General features: G+C 67.7%; 14 protein-coding genes. 6 read left to right on the top strand and 8 right to left on the bottom strand.

Annotated elements, in window-relative coordinates; all coding sequences use genetic code 11:
• Positions 1-128: 128 nt before the first annotated feature.
• Together AC1RVY_RS11945 and AC1RVY_RS11940 are read right to left on the bottom strand one after the other, a co-directional pair.
• Positions 129-890, bottom strand: a complete 762-nt coding sequence (locus AC1RVY_RS11945) for a 16S rRNA (uracil(1498)-N(3))-methyltransferase (RefSeq protein ID WP_492806688.1) — start codon at positions 888-890, stop codon at positions 129-131.
• A 92-nt stretch (positions 891-982) separates the two neighbouring features.
• Positions 983-2,125 (bottom strand): aminoglycoside phosphotransferase family protein, encoded by a 1,143-nt coding sequence (locus AC1RVY_RS11940; protein WP_492806687.1) that lies wholly within the window; start codon positions 2,123-2,125, stop codon positions 983-985.
• Between the two features lie 106 nt (positions 2,126-2,231).
• On the opposite strand from AC1RVY_RS11940, the gene AC1RVY_RS11935 reads away from it, so the two are divergent.
• The 3 genes from AC1RVY_RS11935 to rsmA all read left to right on the top strand — a co-directional run bounded on the left by AC1RVY_RS11935 (position 2,232) and on the right by rsmA (position 7,049).
• The gene (locus AC1RVY_RS11935) at positions 2,232-4,652 is read left to right on the top strand and encodes an LPS-assembly protein LptD (protein ID WP_492806686.1); all 2,421 of its coding nucleotides are present in this window, start codon (positions 2,232-2,234) and stop codon (positions 4,650-4,652) included.
• Between the two features lie 11 nt (positions 4,653-4,663).
• The gene (locus AC1RVY_RS11930; protein ID WP_492806685.1) at positions 4,664-6,082 is read left to right on the top strand and encodes a peptidylprolyl isomerase; all 1,419 of its coding nucleotides are present in this window, start codon (positions 4,664-4,666) and stop codon (positions 6,080-6,082) included.
• 187 nt (positions 6,083-6,269) lie between these two features.
• Complete coding sequence (rsmA, locus tag AC1RVY_RS11925) at positions 6,270-7,049, top strand: 16S rRNA (adenine(1518)-N(6)/adenine(1519)-N(6))-dimethyltransferase RsmA (protein WP_492806684.1); 780 nt, start codon at positions 6,270-6,272, stop codon at positions 7,047-7,049.
• A gap of 374 nt (positions 7,050-7,423) precedes the next feature.
• Here rsmA and AC1RVY_RS11920 read toward each other — a convergent pair whose 3' ends face one another.
• From AC1RVY_RS11920 to aptA, 5 genes are all read right to left on the bottom strand, one after another.
• On the bottom strand, positions 7,424-7,849 hold the full coding sequence (locus AC1RVY_RS11920) for a barstar family protein (protein WP_010464776.1): 426 nt from the start codon (positions 7,847-7,849) through the stop codon (positions 7,424-7,426).
• A 140-nt stretch (positions 7,850-7,989) separates the two neighbouring features.
• Positions 7,990-8,397, bottom strand: a complete 408-nt coding sequence (locus tag AC1RVY_RS11915) for a guanyl-specific ribonuclease (protein WP_218297058.1) — start codon at positions 8,395-8,397, stop codon at positions 7,990-7,992.
• Positions 8,398-8,551: 154 nt separating this feature from the next.
• Positions 8,552-10,897, bottom strand: coding sequence for an NADP-dependent malic enzyme (locus AC1RVY_RS11910; RefSeq protein WP_218339385.1), 2,346 nt, complete (start codon positions 10,895-10,897; stop codon positions 8,552-8,554).
• Positions 10,898-11,132: 235 nt separating this feature from the next.
• Positions 11,133-12,653: a CoA-acylating methylmalonate-semialdehyde dehydrogenase gene (locus AC1RVY_RS11905; protein ID WP_218297060.1), complete on the bottom strand. Its 1,521-nt coding sequence runs from the start codon at positions 12,651-12,653 to the stop codon at positions 11,133-11,135.
• A gap of 86 nt (positions 12,654-12,739) precedes the next feature.
• The gene (aptA, locus tag AC1RVY_RS11900) at positions 12,740-14,104 is read right to left on the bottom strand and encodes an omega-aminotransferase AptA (RefSeq protein ID WP_218339386.1); all 1,365 of its coding nucleotides are present in this window, start codon (positions 14,102-14,104) and stop codon (positions 12,740-12,742) included.
• Positions 14,105-14,313: 209 nt separating this feature from the next.
• Between aptA and AC1RVY_RS11895 the strand changes: the two genes are divergently transcribed.
• Positions 14,314-15,216 (top strand): LysR family transcriptional regulator, encoded by a 903-nt coding sequence (locus AC1RVY_RS11895; protein WP_218297210.1) that lies wholly within the window; start codon positions 14,314-14,316, stop codon positions 15,214-15,216.
• 78 nt (positions 15,217-15,294) lie between these two features.
• Positions 15,295-15,600 carry a flagellar basal body protein gene (locus tag AC1RVY_RS11890; protein WP_492806683.1) on the top strand — a complete coding sequence of 102 codons (306 nt, stop codon included), beginning with the start codon at positions 15,295-15,297 and terminating at the stop codon, positions 15,598-15,600.
• Positions 15,601-15,801: 201 nt separating this feature from the next.
• Here AC1RVY_RS11890 and AC1RVY_RS11885 read toward each other — a convergent pair whose 3' ends face one another.
• The gene (locus tag AC1RVY_RS11885) at positions 15,802-16,071 is read right to left on the bottom strand and encodes a DUF2061 domain-containing protein (RefSeq protein ID WP_492806682.1); all 270 of its coding nucleotides are present in this window, start codon (positions 16,069-16,071) and stop codon (positions 15,802-15,804) included.
• Positions 16,072-16,336: 265 nt separating this feature from the next.
• Here AC1RVY_RS11885 and AC1RVY_RS11880 point away from each other — a divergent pair, with 265 nt between their 5' ends.
• Positions 16,337-17,392, top strand: a complete 1,056-nt coding sequence (locus AC1RVY_RS11880) for an SPFH domain-containing protein (RefSeq protein WP_218297064.1) — start codon at positions 16,337-16,339, stop codon at positions 17,390-17,392.
• Positions 17,393-17,461 lie beyond the last annotated feature (69 nt).

The raw sequence follows: 17,461 nt of genomic DNA, 5'->3' as shown, positions 1-17,461 counted from the left end.
GGAAACTCCTGCCAGTGTGGTGGGATCGCGCGGAACGCGGGGCCAGCGGCGCGCGGGCGGGCGGCTGCCGGTGCTCTGCGGTTCATTCTAGGGCGGGGGCCGCCCTGCGTACAGCCTGGGTGAACCCCTCACGGGCCCGCGAGAAGCGTGAGCGCCGCCAGGGCCGCGAGCGGCGCCGTCTCGGCGCGCAGCACGCGCGGCCCCAGCGTGACCGGGGCGAAGCCGTGGAGCAGCGCCAGATCTTCCTCGGCGCCGGAGAGGCCGCCTTCCGGGCCGGAAAGAAACACCACGGGCCCGGCGGGGGCCGCCGCCGCATGCAGTGGCGCGGTGCCCGCGCGCAGCGACAGCAGCAGGCGCTGCGCCGCCGCTTCGGCCCCGGCGCCACCCGCCTGCCGCGCACGCACCCAGCTGGCCATGTCCACGGCGCCGTGCACCACGGGCACGCGGTTGCGGCCGCACTGCTCGCAGGCGGCCACGGCCACGGCCTGCCAGTGGGCGATTTTTTTCTCGGCCCGCTCGCCCTTGAGCTTGAGCACGCTGCGCTCGGCCACCAGGGGCGTGATGCTGGCCACGCCCAGTTCGGTGGCTTTCTCGACGAGCCAGTCCATGCGCTCGTTGGCGGTGATGCCCGCCAGCAGGTGCACCGTGCGCGCGGCTTCGCGTTCGGTGGCATGGTGCGCGCCCACCAGCACGCGCACGTCGCTGCGGCCCATGCGCAGCACGGTGGCGTCGAACTCGCCGCCCGGGTCGCCCCCGTCCTGGCCGCCGTGGAACAGCGTGATGGCATCGCCCGGCTGCAGGCGCAGCACCTGCACATGGCGCGCGGCGCCCGGGGGCAGGTCCAGCTCGGCGCCGGTGGACAGAAGGGCCGGGCAGTGGAAACGGGGCATTTGCTACCTAATTTATAGCTGTTTGCGCTTGAAGGACAAGCGCTACAGCCTGATTGGACTCGATTTTTCCTGGCATGCGCCCGGTGGCGCCCCTACATCCGGCCGTAGGCAAATCCCGTGACCGGCTCGGTGCCCTCGATCTGGTCGAGCATCTTGAGCAGGGGCCCCAGCTGGCGGTAGCGGTTGGCCGTGGCGCGGATGTAGGCCATGAAGCGCGGCGCGTCGGCCAGGTACCTGGGCTTGCCGTCGCGCAGGGTCAGGCGCGCGAAGATGCCCGCGACCTTGAGGTGGCGCTGCAGGCCCATCCATTCCACCGCGCGGTAGAACTCGCCGAAGTCATCGCCCCAGCCGCTGGCGCTGCGGGCGCCCAGCAGCCCGGCCTTGCGCGCCTTTTCCCAGTAACGCACGGTAATGTCGATGACAAACTCCTCTTCCCAGCTGATGAACGCGTCGCGCAGCAGGCTGGCGATGTCATAGGTGATGGGACCGTAGACGGCGTCCTGGAAGTCCAGCACGCCCAGGGGCGCGCCTTCTTCGACGGGGGCCATCAGGTTGCGCGTCATGAAGTCGCGGTGCACGTAGACCTGGGGCGCGGCGAGGTTGTGCGCCACGATGGCATCGAAGGCGCTGCCCAGGGTGGCCTGCTGCTGGTCGTCCAGCGTGACGCCGCGATGTCGGCCCAGGTACCAGTCGGGGTACAGCGCCAGCTCGCGGCGCAGCAGCGCCTCGTCGTAGGCTGGCAGCACGCCGGGCTGGGAGGCCTTCTGCCAGTCCAGCAGCACATCGGTGGCCTGCTGGTACCTGGCGTAGGCGGCCTGGGGCTGCCCGGGGTCCAGCAGCTCGATCACCGTCCGGTGCCCCAGGTCGGACAGCAGCATGAATCCGCCGGGCTCGTCCCAGGCCAGGATCTGCGGCACGTTCAGGCCCGCGGACGCCATCAGGCCCTGCACCTGCACGAAGGGGCGGCAGTTCTCCTGGTGGGGCGGGGCATCCATCACGATGCGGCTGCTGCCCGTGGCGCTGTCGATGCGCAGGTAGCGGCGGAAGCTCGCATCGGCCGACGCCGGGCGCAGCGTGGCGGGCAGCAGCTGGTGCGGGCCCACCAGGGGGGCGAGCCAGGCTTCGAAGGCTGTCTGGCGGGCCGCGTCGGGCCAGGCCACGGTACAAGTTGCGGGGGTTGCCACGGCCATGCCCGGGGGCGGGCAGGCGGGAGAAGGGGAGGATGGGTGGCTCATGGATAATCCGATTTTACAAACCCGCTCCCCGCCTCCGTGGTGAGCGGGTCCTTCTTTCATCCGCCCCTGCCCATCGCCCCACGTGCCACGCCGCAAGCCCCCTACCGTGCAGACCCCTTCCCCCCGGACCCGGCCCGCCACGGCGAAGGCCGTGCGGCTGCGCGCGCCCGTGCCCCGGGCCCTGGCCTATGGCGTGGCGCTGGCCTGGTGCGGGCTGCCGCTCTCCGCGCTGGCGCAGGCGGCGGAGGCCCCCCCGCCCAGCGCCTGGGATGCACCGCCCGCGCTGCGCACCTCGCCGCTGCTGCAGGAAAAGATTCCGGACGCCGTGCGCCCCCAGCTGCCGGTGTTCGTGAAGGGTGACCACATCAGCGGCCAGACCGACCTGAACGCCGTCATCGAAGGCAATGCCGAATTGCGCCGGGGCGACACCGTGATCCGCGCCGACCGCCTGGACTACAACGTGCCTGAAGACCTGGCCAAGGCCAGCGGGCAGGTGCGCATCAACCGCGCGGGCAATGTGTACGAAGGCACGGCGCTGGAGCTGCGGGTGGATGCGTTCGAGGGCTTCTTCAGCGACGCGCGGTACAAGTTTCTGGCCACCCAGGCGCACGGCGATGCCACGCGCGTGGATTTCATCGACCGCGACCGGGCCGTGGTGCACAACGCCACATACACCACGTGCGAGCGCGGCAATGAAGAAAGCTGGCGGCCCGACTGGGTGCTGCGCGCCGCCACCATCCGCATCGACAACGAGGAAGAGGTGGGTACGGCGGAAGACGCGGTGCTGGAGTTCAAGGGCGTGTCGCTGCTGCCGATTCCGTACATCACCTTCCCGCTGTCGGACAAGCGCAAGTCCGGCCTGCTGCCCCCGACCATCGGCCTGGACAGCCGCGACGGGGTGGCCTACATGCAGCCGTACTACTGGAACATCGCGCCCAACCGCGATGCCACGCTGCGCGCCGCCCTCATGACCAAGCGCGGCGCCAACCTGGGGGGCGAGTTCCGCTACCTGGAGCCGAGCTATTCCGGCCAGATCAGCGCCGACGTCATGCCCACCGACCGCCTGCGCGACCGCATGCGGTGGAGCTTTTCGGGACAGCACCAGGGTGCTTTCAACACCGGCATCGGCGGGGTGGGGCTCAACCTCAACCTCAACCGCGTCAGCGACGACAACTACTGGCGCGACTTCGGCCGCGCCTCCGAGCTTCTGCGCCAGCGCCTGCTGCCCGGCGATGCCACGCTGTCCTGGGCGCGCAATGACATGTCCGCGAGCGTGCGCACCCTCAAGTGGCAGACGCTGCAGGACGTGACTTCTCCCATCGTGCCGCCTTACGACCGCATGCCCCAGCTGCAATGGCGCTATGCCCCCTCGCAGCTCGGTGGCGGGGTGGATGCCAGCGTGGAACTGGACACCACGCGTTTCCAGGCGGCCCGCGAGCTGACGGGCCAGCCCAATGCCCACCGCAGCTATGCCATGGCGCAGATCAGCCGGCCGTTCCTGTCGCCCGGGGGCTTCGTCACGCCGCGCCTGCAGCTGCACGCCACGCAGTACCAGTTCGATACCCCGCTGTCCAATGGCGAGCGTTCGGCCAGCCGCGCGCTGCCCACCTTCAGCCTGGACAGCGGCCTGGTCTTCGAGCGCGACGCCGCGTACTTCGGCCGCGCCTTCCTGCAGACGCTGGAGCCGCGTGCTTTCTACACGTACACGCCGTACCGTGACCAGAGCCGCCTGCCCGTGTACGACACGGCGGCCAACGACTTCAATTTCGCCACCATCTACACCGAGAACGCCTTCGGGGGCAACGACCGGCTGGCCGACAACAACCTGCTCACCCTGGGCGTCACCACGCGGCTGCTGGACCCGAACACGGGCGCCGAGGCCGCGCGCTTCGGCGTTGCGCAACGCGTTCGTTTCTCCGACCAGCAGGTGACGCTGCCGGGCGGCGCGCCCGTGAGCGAGCGCCTGTCGGACCTGCTGCTGGGCGCGGGCATCACCTGGACGCCGCAGTGGGGCTTTGACTCCACCGTGCAGTACAACCCCAAGACCGGCCGTTCCATCCGCTCGACCATCGGTGCGCGCTACAGCCCGGGCAACTACCGCACCGTGAGCGCCGCCTACCGCCTGCAGCGCGGCACCAGCGAGCAGATCGACATTGGCTGGCAATGGCCGCTCAATGATCTGTGGGGCGACAAGGGCAAGGAACTTGGCGCCGGCCGTGGCCAGGGCGGCGGGCGCTGGTACAGCGTCGGGCGCCTGAACTACAGCCTGCAGGACCGCAAACTCGTGGACACCGTGGTGGGCCTTGAGTACGACAGCTGCTGCTGGATCGGCCGCGTGGTCCTCGAGCGCCTGCAAAGCAGTGTCACCACGTCCAACACCCGCCTGCTGTTCCAGATCGAATTCGTGGGCTTCTCCCGCCTGAGCCTGGGCTCCAGCCCCCTGGATACCTTCAAGCAAAATGTGCCGCGCTACCAGAACCTGCGCGAGCAGGTGACAACGCCCAGCCGTTTCAGCAACTATGACTAACGCTTAACGCCATGAATCACCGTGTCATCGCACTGGCCATTGCCACCCTGGCTTCCCTGATGTCCCAGGGCACCCTGGCCCAGGGCCTGCGCCCTTCCGGCGCGCCTGCAGGCAAGGGGCTGACGGCGCGCCCGGCGGCCGCAACTTCGATCACGCTGCCCGCGGAGACGGCTGCGGGCAGCGGCAGCAGTTCGGCGCCCCGTCAGGCGGATTTCATCGTGGCCGTGGTCAATTCCGAACCCGTGACCAACAACGAGGTGCGCTCGCGGCTCGCGCGCGCCGAGGCACAGCTGGCGCAGCAGGGGGGCGCCATGCCGCCGCGGGACCTGCTCGCCCGTGAAGTGCTCGAACGGATCATCCTGGAGCGCGTGCAGCTGCAGCAGGCGAAGGAGTCCGGCGTCAAGGTGGATGACTTCGCCGTGTCGCAGGCCGAGCAGGGCGTGGCCCGGCAGAACAACATGACGGTGGACGACCTCTACCGCCGCCTCGCGCGGGACGGCATGGGCAAGGAGCGCTTCCGTGAAGAGCTGCGCAACCAGCTGCTGCAGCAGCGCCTGCGCGAACGTGAAGTGGAGGCGCGCGTGAAGGTGTCTGACCTGGACATCGACCAGTACCTGCGCGAGCAGCAACGGGGCGCCGACGTGGCCTCGATGGAGATCAACCTGGGGCACGTGCTCGTCCTCGTCCCCGAGAATGCCAGCCCCGTGCAGGTGGCCGAGCGCCAGGCACGCGCCCAGCGCGCGGCGGACAAGGTGCGCGCGGGTGAGGACTTCGCGGCCGTCGCGCGCGAGTTCTCCGACGCGCCCGAAGGGCAGCGCGCCGCAGGCCTGCTGGGCCTGCGCCCGGCGGACCGGTATCCCGAACTGTTCGTGAACTCCACGCTGGGCCTGCCGGTGGGCAGCATCGTCGGGCCGGTGCGGTCGCCTGCGGGCTTTCACGTGCTCAAGGTGGTGGAGCGCGTCACGGCGGGCGTGCCCACCACGGTGGTGCAGAACCATGCCCGCCACATCCTGCTGCGCACCGGGCCGCAGCTGACGGAGTCCGCCGCGGCGGCGCGCCTAGCGGACTACCGGCGCCGCGTGCTGGCGGGCCAGGCCGACTTCGCGGCGCTGGCGCGCGAGCATTCCCAGGACGGCAGCTCCAAGGAGGGCGGCGACCTGGGCTGGGCCAATCCGGGCCGCTACGTGCCCGAATTCGAGCAGGCCTTGAACAGCCTCAAGCCCGGCGATGTCAGCGAGCCGCTGGTGTCGCGCTTCGGTGTGCACCTGATCCAGCTGCTCGAGCGCCGCGAGGCCAAGCTCACGCAGCGCGAGCAGCGCGACATGGCGCGCGATACGGTGCGCGAGAAGAAGCTGGACGAGGCCTACGCCACCTGGGCGCAGGAACTGCGCGGGCGCGCGTATGTGGAATACCGCGACCCGCCGCAATGAAGATGGAGTACGTTCCCCCGAGGCGCTGCGCACCTTCCTCCTCCTTCTTCCGTATCGCTGCGCGATGCGGGAAGGGAGGGGCCCCCGCCAGCGCCCCCCGGCGAAGCGCCGCCTGCGCGGCTTGGCCGCCCTTGCACAGCTCGCATGCCGTCTCCCGGCATATCGACAGCACCAGCGGGCAAATGGCATGAAGCACATCCCCCGCAAGCGCTTCGGGCAGCATTTCCTGTCCGACAAGGGCATCATCGAAGACATCGTGCAGGCCATTGCGCCCCAGCCGGGCCAGCCCATGGTCGAGATCGGACCGGGCCTTGCGGCGCTCACGCAGCCCCTGGTGGAGCGCCTGGGGCGCCTCACGGTCATCGAGCTGGACCGCGACCTGGCCTTGCGCCTGCGGCTGCATGGCCAGCTGGAGGTGATCGAGTCCGACGTGCTCAAGGTGGACTTCACCGCGCTGGCGCAAGCGATGCGCGAGAAGGCCGCGCAGCCTGGCCTGCGGCTGCGCGTGGTGGGCAACCTGCCCTACAACATCTCCACGCCCATCCTGTTCCATCTGCTGGACCATGTGCAGGTCATCGAAGACCAGCACTTCATGCTGCAAAAGGAAGTGATCGACCGCATGGTGGCCCAGCCTGCCACCAGCGACTACGGGCGCCTGTCGGTGATGCTGCAATGGCGCTACGCGATGGAAAACGTGCTGTTCGTTCCCCCGGAGAGCTTCGACCCGCCCCCGCGCGTGGACAGCGCCGTGGTGCGCATGGTGCCGCACGCAGAGCCCGCGCCCTTGTCGATGCCCCTTCTGGAAGAGCTGGTGCAGGTCGCCTTCAGCCAGCGCCGCAAGCTGCTGCGCCACACGCTGGGCCGCTGGCTCGAAGCGCGCCAGTTCGCCGGCACCTTCGACACCCAGCGCCGCGCCGAGGAGGTTCCGGTGAGCGAGTTTGTGGCCTTGGCACAGCAGTGCTCTTGAATCAATAGCTGCTGGCGCTTGATGGACAAGCGCTAGGGTTTGATTTGACTAAGATGACAGCCACTGGCGCGGCCCGAGCGGAGGATGCCAGGCAAGGGGCGCCCCATAGTGAGGGCATCCCCCCTTTCCGGCGACGCCGGGAGAAGGGGGAAACGGCGCGCAGCCGCTCAGGGGGATGAGCCAGACTCAGGCAGCCGAAAGCCAGTAGCCGGCGTTGAAAGGGCTGCTCATGCGCAGCGCCATCGGGGACACGTCGACGAGCTTGTCGGTCGGCATTTTCTCGGCGGGCTCCGCGGCGATCTCAATGCCCTCGACACCCTGGGTGCCGGTAGCCTCGTTCGCCCGTTCTGCTTGGCTGGTGGATGCAGAACGGGCTACAGAAAAGAATAGAAACAGCGGAAGGGGATTTTTCGGTCGCCCCAATAGTCGGCGGCGTCGCGGAAGATATCGAGCAGCTGTTCACGCGCTTCCTTGTCGAACTTGCCGGTGGCGGGGATCTGCTCCAGCACCACGATGAAACCAGGCTGCGGGCCCGATTTGTGCAAGGGATCCGTCATGCAGTCGTACAGCGCATCAAAATTCTTGCCGAAGTGCGACGGGAAGGTGAATTGCCCGGCAATCAGGTCCAGCACATCCTGCTTGGACTGCGCGTGGGCCAGGTTGGCGTACAAGAAATGATGACCCATGGAGGTGGCGGCATCCTGCAGGTCCTGCACGCGGAAGGCGCGAATGGACTGCACGATGTTGGTGCGCACGCCACGCAGTGGCGTTTCCAGGTCTTTACGAAGTGGCGTCTGCATCTCCGCTACTCTTTCTTTATAAAGTCCACAAACTTCTGGCTTCTCGCAAGGCTGCGGAATGCGGCCTGCGCGTGGGGGATTCAAGGTGGCGCGGTGTGCGCTGCCAGGGTTCTTCTGGTCTGCGTGCACCGCATCGGGGGTCATTCGACGATCTCGCGAAAACTGGCGTAGTGGTCGCCGGTGTAGTAGCAGGCGTCCGGAACCCGGGGCTTGCCGCCGCACACGATGCGCCGGGCTCCCCGGTCGCGCGATCCTGGCGTTCTGACGGTGTACTCACGGTAATAGCCCCGCTTGTGGGCGGGCAATAGCCGCTCGCGATTACCAAAAACCGATCCGTCCTTGTCATACGGAAAGGGGCCCCCCTCACGGATCAGCGCATACGTCGCACGCCCTTGGGGCGGCAACTCGGCCAGTGCGATGGGGGTGAGGGAACCGTCGGTGGACGGGGATTTCCGGGCATGCCCCGCCACCGGGGACAACACGAACGCAACACCCAAAACACACAAAAACCCTGCTTTGCGCGCCCGGGTGGCTACAGCCTTCAGCATCAACGAACCTTTCAGAAACTACGGGTTAACCCGAAATTTCGAGCCGCTAGTGTCGCTCAACGGCCCCCAAAAAGCAAGCGTCTGCACAAAGATTGGGCAGACGCTGAAGGGGGCAAGCAGCTTTTTAAGTTAGTGCTTGCTATCTATTTTGGGCTTATCTCGACACGTTGGCATCCGCCACGGTCAGGGCTGTCATGTTCACGATGCGGCGCACGGTGGCGCTGGGCGTCAGGATGTGGACCGGTTTGGCCGCTCCCAGCAGCACCGGGCCGATCGCGATGCCGCCGCCCGCGGCGGTCTTGAGCAGGTTGTAGGCGATGTTGGCCGCGTCGATGTTGGGGAACACCAGCAGGTTGGCGTCGCCCGTCAGTTCGCTGCTGGGCATGAGGGCCGCACGGGCCTTGCCGTCCAAGGCCACGTCGCCGTGCATCTCGCCGTCCACTTCCAGCCAGGGCGCCTGCTGGCGCAGCAGTTCCAGCGTCTGGCGCATCTTCACGGCGCTGGGGTGGTTGCTGGTGCCGAAATTGGAGTGCGACAGGAGCGCGGCCTTGGGCTTGATGCCAAAGCGCATCATTTCCTCCGCGGCCAGCGCGGTGATTTCGGCCAGCTCCTGGGGCGTGGGGTCGTAGTTGACGTGCGTGTCCACCAGGAAGACCTGGCGCCCTGGCAGCATGAGGCCGTTCATGCAGGCATACACGGGCACGTCCTGCGCCGTGCTGTCGGCGCCGCCCGCGTGCTTGCCGATCACCTGGTCGATGTAGAGCAGGTGGTTGGCCGTGGTGCCCCAGGTGCCGCAGATCAGGCCGTCCACCTCGCCCTTGTGCAGCATCATGCAGCCGATGAGCGTGAGGCGCCGGCGCATCTCGATCTTGGCGACCTGCTGGGTGATGCCCTTGCGCTCGGTCATGCGGTGGTAGGTCTGCCAGAAGTCGCGGTAGCGGTGGTCGAAATCGGTGTTGACCACGTCGTAGTCCACGCCTTCCTTCAGGCGCAGGCCGAATTTCTCGATGCGCTGGGCGATGATGGCCGGGCGGCCGATCAGCGTGGGGCGGGCCACCTTCTCGTCCACCACGATCTGCGCGGCGCGCAGCACGCGCTCCTCTTCGCCCTCGGCGTAGGCCACGCGCTTGCGGGCCGCGGTGCGCGCGGCGTCGAAGATGGGCTTCATCGTCGTGCCCGAGGCGTAGACGAAGGTCTGCAGCCGGTCGCGGTAGGCGTCCATGTCGGCGATGGGGCGCTGCGCCACGCCGCTGTCCGCGGCGGCCTGGGCCACGGCCGGCGCGATCTTCATCATCAGGCGCGGGTCGAACGGCTTGGGGATCAGGTATTCGGGGCCGAACGTCAGCTTCTCGCCCACGTAGGCCGCGGCCACCACCTCGCTTTGCTCGGCCTGGGCCAGGTCGGCGATGGCGTGGACGGCGGCGATCTCCATCTCATCGGTGATGGTGGTCGCGCCGCAGTCCAGCGCGCCCCGGAAGATGTAGGGGAAGCACAGGACGTTGTTCACCTGGTTGGGGTAGTCCGAGCGCCCCGTGGCCATGATGATGTCGCCGCGCACGCTGTGCGCCAGCTCGGGCGTGATCTCCGGATTGGGGTTGGCCAGCGCGAAGATCACCGGCCGCTCGGCCATCGTGGCCACCATCTCGGGCTTGAGCACGTTGCCCGCCGACAGGCCCAGGAACACGTCCGCGCCCACCATCACCTCGGCCAGCTTGCGGGCCTCGGTCTTCTGCATGAACTGGCGCTTGTCGTCGTCCATCAGCTCTTCGCGGCCTTCATAGACCACGCCGGCCAGGTCGGTGACGAACACGTTCTTGCGCTGCACGCCCACCTTGAGCAGCAGGTTCAGGCAGGCCAGCGCCGCCGCGCCCGCGCCGCTGGTGACCAGTTTCACGTCCTCGATCTTCTTGCCCGCCACCTTGAGCGCATTCACGATGGCCGCCGCCACGGTGATGGCCGTGCCGTGCTGGTCGTCGTGGAAGACGGGGATCTTCATGCGCTTGCGCAGTTCGCGCTCCACGTAGAAGCAGTCGGGTGCCTTGATGTCTTCGAGGTTGATCGCGCCGAACGTCGGCTCCAGCGCGGCGATCACCTCCACCAGCTTGGCCGGGTCCTTCTCGTCGATCTCGATGTCGAACACGTCCACGCCGGCGAATTTCTTGAACAGCACGCCCTTGCCTTCCATCACCGGCTTGGAGGCCAGCGCGCCGATGTCGCCCAGGCCCAGCACGGCGGTGCCGTTGCTGATGACGGCCACCAGGTTGCCACGCGCGGTGTAGCGGAAGGCGTTGGCGGGGTCCTTCACGATCTCCTCGCAGGGCGCGGCCACGCCGGGCGAGTAGGCCAGGGCCAGGTCGTGCTGGTTCACCATCTGCTTGGTGGCGGCGATGGCGATCTTGCCGGGCTTGGGAAATTCGTGGTACTCGAGAGCGGCACGGCGCAGCTGGGCGCGCTTGTCGGAATCGTTGTTGTTGTTCTGGGCCGTGGTGTTCTCGGGCATTCAGTGTCTCCAACTCAGGGGGTGGGTGCAAAAACCGGGCTGCAGAGGCGCTGCAGTGGCTGTCAGCTTTGTAAGGGTCTGCGATTGTAGGGCGGTGGTCGTGAAAACCCTAGTAAGCGAATCTGCTTATATGGGTGGATCAGCCATGACCCCATCGGCTGCAATCCCCCACAAGGCAAGACGCCCCGCAGCCGGGGCGGCTGCGGGGCGTCTTGGCCTGGGCGCGGGGGCTCGGTCAGCGGCTGCTGGGGAAGCTGAACACTGCGCCTTCGCGCACGCCGGCCGAGGGCCAGCGCTGCGTGATGGTCTTGCGCTTGGTGTAAAAGCGCACGGCATCGGGCCCGTAGGCGTGCAGGTCGCCGAACAGGCTGCGCTTCCAGCCGCCGAACGAGTGGTAGGCCACGGGCACGGGCAGGGGCACGTTCACGCCCACCATGCCGACCTGGATGTGGTCGGTGAAGTAGCGCGCGGCTTCGCCGTCGCGCGTGAAGATGCAGGTGCCGTTGCCGTATTCGTGGGCGTCGATCAGGTTCATCGCCTCTTGCAGCGTCTTCACGCGCACCACGCCCAGCACGGGCCCGAAGATCTCTTCCTGGTAGATCTTCATGCCGGGCCGGACGTTGTCGAACAGGCACGCGCCCAGGAAGTAGCCGTTCTCATGGCCTGCGGCCACCTGCACGCCCCGGCCGTCCACCACCAGGGTCGCGCCTTCGGCCACGCCGCTGTCCACATAGGACTTCACTTTCTCGAAGTGCTGCCGGGTGACCAGCGGGCCCATGTCGTTGCCGTTGTCCGTGCCGGGGCCGACCTTCATCCTGGCGATCTCGGCCTTCAGCCCGGCGACCACGGCGTCTCCCACCTCGTCACCCACGGCGACGAGCAGGGGGATGGCCATGCAGCGCTCGCCGCAGGAGCCATAGGCCGCGCCCATCAGCGCGCTCACGGCGTTGCCCACGTCGGCATCGGGCATCAGCACCGCGTGGTTCTTGGCGCCGCCCAGGGCCTGCACGCGCTTGCCGTGCTTGCAGCCTTCGGCGTAGATGTACTCGGCGATGGGCGTGGAGCCCACGAAGCTCACGGCCTTCACGCGCGGGTCGGCCAGCAGCGTGTCCACCGCTTCCTTGTCGCCATTGACCACGTTGAGCACGCCGGGCGGCAGGCCGGCTTCGAGCGCGAGCTGGGCCACGAACAGCGTCGAGGACGGGTCGCGCTCCGACGGCTTGAGCACGAAGGTGTTGCCGCAGGCCACGGCCATGGGCCACATCCACAGCGGCACCATGGCCGGGAAGTTGAACGGGGTGATGCCGGCGCACACGCCCAGCGCCTGGAATTCGCTCCAGGAGTCGATGGACGGGCCCACGTTGCGGCTGTGCTCGCCCTTGAGCAGCTCGGGCGCGTAGCTGGCGAACTCCACGTTCTCGATGCCGCGCTGCAGCTCGCCATGCGCATCGGCCAGCACCTTGCCGTGCTCGGCGGTGATCAGCGCGGCGATCTTGTCGGCGTTGTCCTCGAGCAGGACTTTCAGCTTGCCCATCACGCGCGCGCGCTTGAGCGGTGGGGTGTTGCGCCAGGCCGGGAAGGCGGCCTGGGCCGAGGCGATGGCCTGTTCCACCGTGGCCTTGCTTGCCAGGGCCACGCTCGTGTGGGACTCGCCGGTGGCGGGGTCGAACACCGGCTGGGTGCGCGCCGTGTCGGCAACGGGCTGGCCGTCGATCAGGTGGCCGATGGTGGTGGTGACGTTCTTGTCGTGGTTCATGTCTGGATATGATTAAAAAATGCTTCCAGCGCCCATGTGACAAGCGCTGGAAGCTATCAATTCAGGAGCAAAAGGCGTGCCGCGTGTCAGGCGGTTTCCGCCAGGGCGTCGCCCAGGGCGTTCACCATGCGGTCGATTTCAGCCTCGGTGCTGATGAAGGGCGGGGCCAGCTGGATGGTGTCGCCGCCGTAGCGCACGTAAAAGCCCTTGTCCCAGCACTTCATGGCGATCTCGTAGGGCCGGCGGGCGGGCTCGCCCGGCAGCGCGGCGATGGTGATGCCCGCGGCCAGGCCGTAGTTGCGGATGTCCGCCACGTGCTTGGTGCCCTTGAGGCCATGCACGGCCTGCTCGAAATACGGTGCCAGCGCCTGGACGCGGCCGGGCATGTCCTCCTTTTGCAGGATGTCGAGCACTGCATTGCCCGCCGCACAGGCCACGGGGTGGGCCGAGTAGGTGTAGCCATGGGGGAACTCCAGCATGTACTCGGGCCCGCCCTGGCCGATGAAGGTGTCGTAGATCTCCTTGGTGGCGATCACGCCGCCCAGCGGCTGCGCGCCGTTGGTGACCTGCTTTGCAAAGTTCAGGATGTCGGGCGTCACGCCGAAGGCCTCGGCCCCCGTCCAGGCGCCGCAGCGGCCAAAGCCAGTGATCACTTCATCAAAGATCAGCAGGATGTTGTTCTGCGTGCAGATCTCGCGGATGCGTTCCAGGTAGCCCTTGGGAGGGATCACCACGCCAGCCGAACCCGAGAACGGCTCCACGATCACCGCGGCGATGTTCGATGCGTCGTGCAGCGCGATCACGTCCAGCAGCTTGTCGGCCAGCGCACGGCCGCCGTCCTCGGCCATGCCCTTCTGGAAGGTGCCGGCGGGCGGCTGGGTGTGGGGCAGGTGGTCGGCCTCGATGCCCTGGCCGAAGGTCTTGCGGTTGCCCACGATGCCGCCCACGGAGATGCCGCCGTAGTTCACGCCGTGGTAGCCCTTCTCGCGGCCGATCAGGCGCGTCTTGCTGGCCTGCCCCTTGGCGCGCCAGTAGGCGCGGGCCATCTTGAGCGAGGTGTCGGCCGACTCGGAGCCCGAGCCGGTGAAGAACACATAGTCGAGCCCGGCGGGGGTCAGCGCCTTGAGGCGGTTGGCCAGCTCGAAGGAAGCCGGGTGGCCGAACTGGAAGGCCGGGGAGTAGTCCAGCGTCGCGGCGGCCTTGCCGATGGCTTCGGCCACTTCCTTGCGGCCATGGCCCAGGCCCGAGCACCACAGGCCCGACAGGCCGTCGAAGATCTTGCGGCCCTCGGCGTCGGTGTAGTAGGCGCCCTGGCCGCTCACGATCATGCGCGGCTTGGCCTTGAAGTTGCGGTTGCCGGTGAAGGGCATCCAGTGCGCCTCCAGCCATTCGGCGTCCATGCGGGGGCCTTCGGCGCCAGCGGCGGTTTTTTCGATGTTGACGAAGCTCATGGGATTCTCCAGTGCAAGACGGCGGCAAAAGCAGGGGCAGGCCCGTCCATGCAGGGCGGGTGCGTGGCATTGTTGCGCTGGCGGTTAATCTCTAAAATAGTCCAATATCAATGTTTACTTGACGGTTTATGCAAGTAATGCCCGCCACCCCGCACGCCACCGCCACCCCAGCAGCTGCCCCGCCCGCCAGTGCGGCCCGGCACCGCGCCGTGCTGGGGCAGCTCAGCGACATGGACCTGCGCCTGCTGCAGGTGTTCAAGAGCGTGGCGGAGTGCGGGGGCATGTCGGCCGCCGAGCTGGAACTGAACATCGGCACCAGCACCGTGAGCCGCCACATGAAGGACCTGGAGACCCGCCTGGGCCTCACCCTGTGCCGGCGCGGGCGGGCCGGTTTCGCGCTCACGGCCGAGGGGCAGCGCGTATACGACGAAACCCTGCGGCTGCTGTCCGCGGTGGACGCGTTTCGCAGCAGCATCGATGACATCCACCGCCGCATGGGCGGCAGGCTGGAGGTGGCGGTGTTCGACAAGACCGCCAGCAACCCGGCCGCCCACATTGGGGATGCGATCGCACTGTTCGCCAGCCAGGCGCCCGAAGTGAGCCTGCAGATGCACGTGGCCTCGATCCCGGCCATCGAGCGCGGGCTGATCGATGGCAGCTTCCACGTGGGCATCATCCCGGCGCACCGCACATCGCAAAGCCTGGTCTATGCCGACCTGTTCGCCGAAACCATGCTGCTGTACTGCGGCGCGCGCCACCCCCTGCACGGCACCGACCATGCCGCGCTGACCTGGGAATCGCTGCGCGCCTACCAGTTCGCGGGGCTGGGCTACCACTCGCCCAACATGGAGCTGAGCCACAGCACGCGCCTGCCGCGCAAGGCCACGGGCTTCGACCAGGAGTCGATCGCCACGCTCATCCTCTCGGGCCGCTACCTGGGCTTCCTGCCGGACCACTATGCCGAGGGCTTCGAGCGCCAGGGGCTCATGCAGGCGGTATTGCCCGGGCGGTTCCACTACCGCTGCCAGTTCGTGAGCGTGCTGCGCAAGTCGCCGCAGCCCCCGCGCGCGGCCCAGGCCTTCGCGCAATGCCTGCTGCAGGCGCATGGTTGATGGCGCCTTCCTTGCCTGCGCAGCGGCGCGGGCGGACAATCCCCGTTCCTTGACTGGGCGCTGTGCGCGGGGTACGTGATGGCAAGCATTTCTTCGATCGGCAGCTCCGGCCTGCAGGCCGCCCAGGTGCGGCTGGACGCGTCGGCCAACAACGTGGCCAACATGAACACCCCGGGCTACCGCCGCGAGGTGGTGGCGCAGGAAGAGGCCGCCGACAGCGCGGGGGTGCGCGCCACGGTGCAGCGCGAGCAGGAGGCGCAAGGGGTGGCGCTGGAGAAGGAGGCCGTCGAGCAGATGTCGGCCACCTATGCGTTCAAGGCCAACCTGCAGACCCTCAAGACACAGGATGAGATGATGGGCTCGCTGCTGGACGTGAAGGCCTGACGGCCATCGCGGTCCACGCCCCCAACAAAGCCCCGCCAGCCGGGGCTTTTTTCTTTTCCTGTTTCCTTCCGGTGCCTAGCCGGGGCCGGCGGGGGCCAGCCCGGCCAGGCGCTGGACCAGCCAGCGCTGAAAAGCCAGGCCCGTGGCGGTGCGGCTGCGCAGGGGGATTGTGTACATGGTGGCTCCTTGGGGTGACGGAGGTCAGCCGGCCTGCAGCGCCCTGCTGGGCGTGTGGGCCAGGGCGGCATCGCGCGCGCGGCGCCGGGCGGCGCGGTCCCAGGCCTTCTCATGGAAGAAGAAGGCCACCGCCTGCACCGTGGGCTCGAGCAGGCTCAGGGTGAGCGAGGCCCACAGGTTGCCGGTCACGGCGTAGGCCACCAGGGCGGCCACGCCAATGTGGATCAGGTAGTAGCTGCCCGTCTTCAGCAGCATGGTCTTGTTCTGGCGGGCGGCGCGGCGGATGTGGGACATGGAGGACTCCGGGTATCTGCAAGCCCCGCCGTGGCGGCAGGGATGAAGGAATGGTAGTCATTCTCAATAGCAAAAGCCAATTGGTACAGGCTAATACAAACATAGGCGCTATCAAACGCCCGCGCCGGACGGGTGGTGCGGCGGGGCCGCGCCCGGGTGGGAAGCCCTTCACGCCGGCGGGCTGAAAAAAGCGCCGGCCGGCACCGGTGCCGTTGCTATGATGGCCGCTCTTTTCAACCCCCTCTTACAACCGCCGGGAGCACACATGGCCCTCATGGACTTCATCAAGAAACAGTTCATTGACATCATCCAGTGGACTGAAGAGGGGGACGGCACCCTTGCCTGGCGTTTCCCGATGGCGGGCATGGAAATCCAGAACGGCGGCACGCTGGTGGTGCGCGAGTCGCAGATGGCGGTGTTCGTGAACGAGGGCCAGGTGGCCGACGTGTTCGCGCCCGGCACCTACAAGCTCACCACGCAGACGCTGCCGGTGCTCACCTACCTCAAGAACTGGGACAAGCTCTTCGAGTCCCCCTTCAAGAGCGACGTCTACTTCTTCAGCACGCGCCAGCAGATCGACCAGAAGTGGGGCACGCCCCAGCCCATCACGATCCGCGACAAGGACTTCGGCGCCGTGCGCCTGCGCGCGTTCGGCAACTACGCGTTCCGCATCGCCGACCCCAAGCTGTTCCACACCGAGATCTCCGGCACGCGCGAGTCCTACCCCGTGGCCGACCTCGAAGGCCAGCTGCGCGGCCTGGTGCTGCAGAACATCAGCAACGCCATCGCGGGCAGCGGCCTGCCGTTCCTGGACCTGGCGGCCAACCAGGTCATGTTCGCCGATGCGCTGACCAAGGAGCTCGCGCCCGTCTTCGCCAAGCTGGGCCTCCTGATCGAGAACCTCACGGTGCAGAACGTCTCGCTGCCCGAGGAGCTGCAAAAGATCCTCGACCAGAAGATCGGCATGGGCATGGTCGGCAACGACATGGGCAAGTTCATGCAGTACCAGACGGCGCAGGCCATCCCCAAGTTCGCCGAAGGCGCGGGCAATGGCGGTGGCGGCATCGCGGGCGACGCCATGGGCCTGGGCGCGGGCGTGGCGTTGGGCCAGGTGCTGGCGCAGAACCTGCAACAGGGCCTGCAAGGCGGCGGTGCGGCCGCGCAGGCAGCGCCTGCGGCTGCTGCTGCTGCCGCAGTGGGTGTCAAGCCCGAGGACGTGATGGCCACGCTGGAGAAGCTGGGCGAGCTCAAGTCCAAGGGCATCCTGACCCAGGAAGAGTTCGACGCCAAGAAGGCCGAACTGCTCAAGAAGCTGGTCTGATTCCGGTTGCTATCATAAATATAGCTGCTTGCGCTGGAGGGATCAGCGCCAGAGGCCAAAAAGGCCCCA

It is taken from the genome of Acidovorax sp. GW821-FHT11A03 (assembly GCF_058809075.1).
This window is presented reverse-complemented; position numbering and strand designations above follow the sequence as displayed.

Bases quoted from the DNA above. Each gene is read 5' to 3' on its own strand.
- AC1RVY_RS11945 (WP_492806688.1), bottom strand. From the start codon at position 890: ATGCCCCGTTTCCACTGCCCGGCCCTTCTGTCCACCGGCGCCGAGCTG.
- AC1RVY_RS11910 (WP_218339385.1), bottom strand. From the start codon at position 10,897: ATGCCCGAGAACACCACGGCCCAGAACAACAACAACGATTCCGACAAG.
- AC1RVY_RS11890 (WP_492806683.1), top strand. From the start codon at position 15,295: ATGGCAAGCATTTCTTCGATCGGCAGCTCCGGCCTGCAGGCCGCCCAG.
- AC1RVY_RS11885 (WP_492806682.1), bottom strand. From the start codon at position 16,071: ATGTCCCACATCCGCCGCGCCGCCCGCCAGAACAAGACCATGCTGCTG.
- AC1RVY_RS11880 (WP_218297064.1), top strand. From the start codon at position 16,337: ATGGCCCTCATGGACTTCATCAAGAAACAGTTCATTGACATCATCCAG.
- AC1RVY_RS11915 (WP_218297058.1), bottom strand. From the start codon at position 8,397: ATGCTGAAGGCTGTAGCCACCCGGGCGCGCAAAGCAGGGTTTTTGTGT.
- AC1RVY_RS11940 (WP_492806687.1), bottom strand. From the start codon at position 2,125: ATGAGCCACCCATCCTCCCCTTCTCCCGCCTGCCCGCCCCCGGGCATG.
- AC1RVY_RS11930 (WP_492806685.1), top strand. From the start codon at position 4,664: ATGAATCACCGTGTCATCGCACTGGCCATTGCCACCCTGGCTTCCCTG.
- AC1RVY_RS11920 (WP_010464776.1), bottom strand. From the start codon at position 7,849: ATGCAGACGCCACTTCGTAAAGACCTGGAAACGCCACTGCGTGGCGTG.
- rsmA (WP_492806684.1), top strand. From the start codon at position 6,270: ATGAAGCACATCCCCCGCAAGCGCTTCGGGCAGCATTTCCTGTCCGAC.
- aptA (WP_218339386.1), bottom strand. From the start codon at position 14,104: ATGAGCTTCGTCAACATCGAAAAAACCGCCGCTGGCGCCGAAGGCCCC.
- AC1RVY_RS11905 (WP_218297060.1), bottom strand. From the start codon at position 12,653: ATGAACCACGACAAGAACGTCACCACCACCATCGGCCACCTGATCGAC.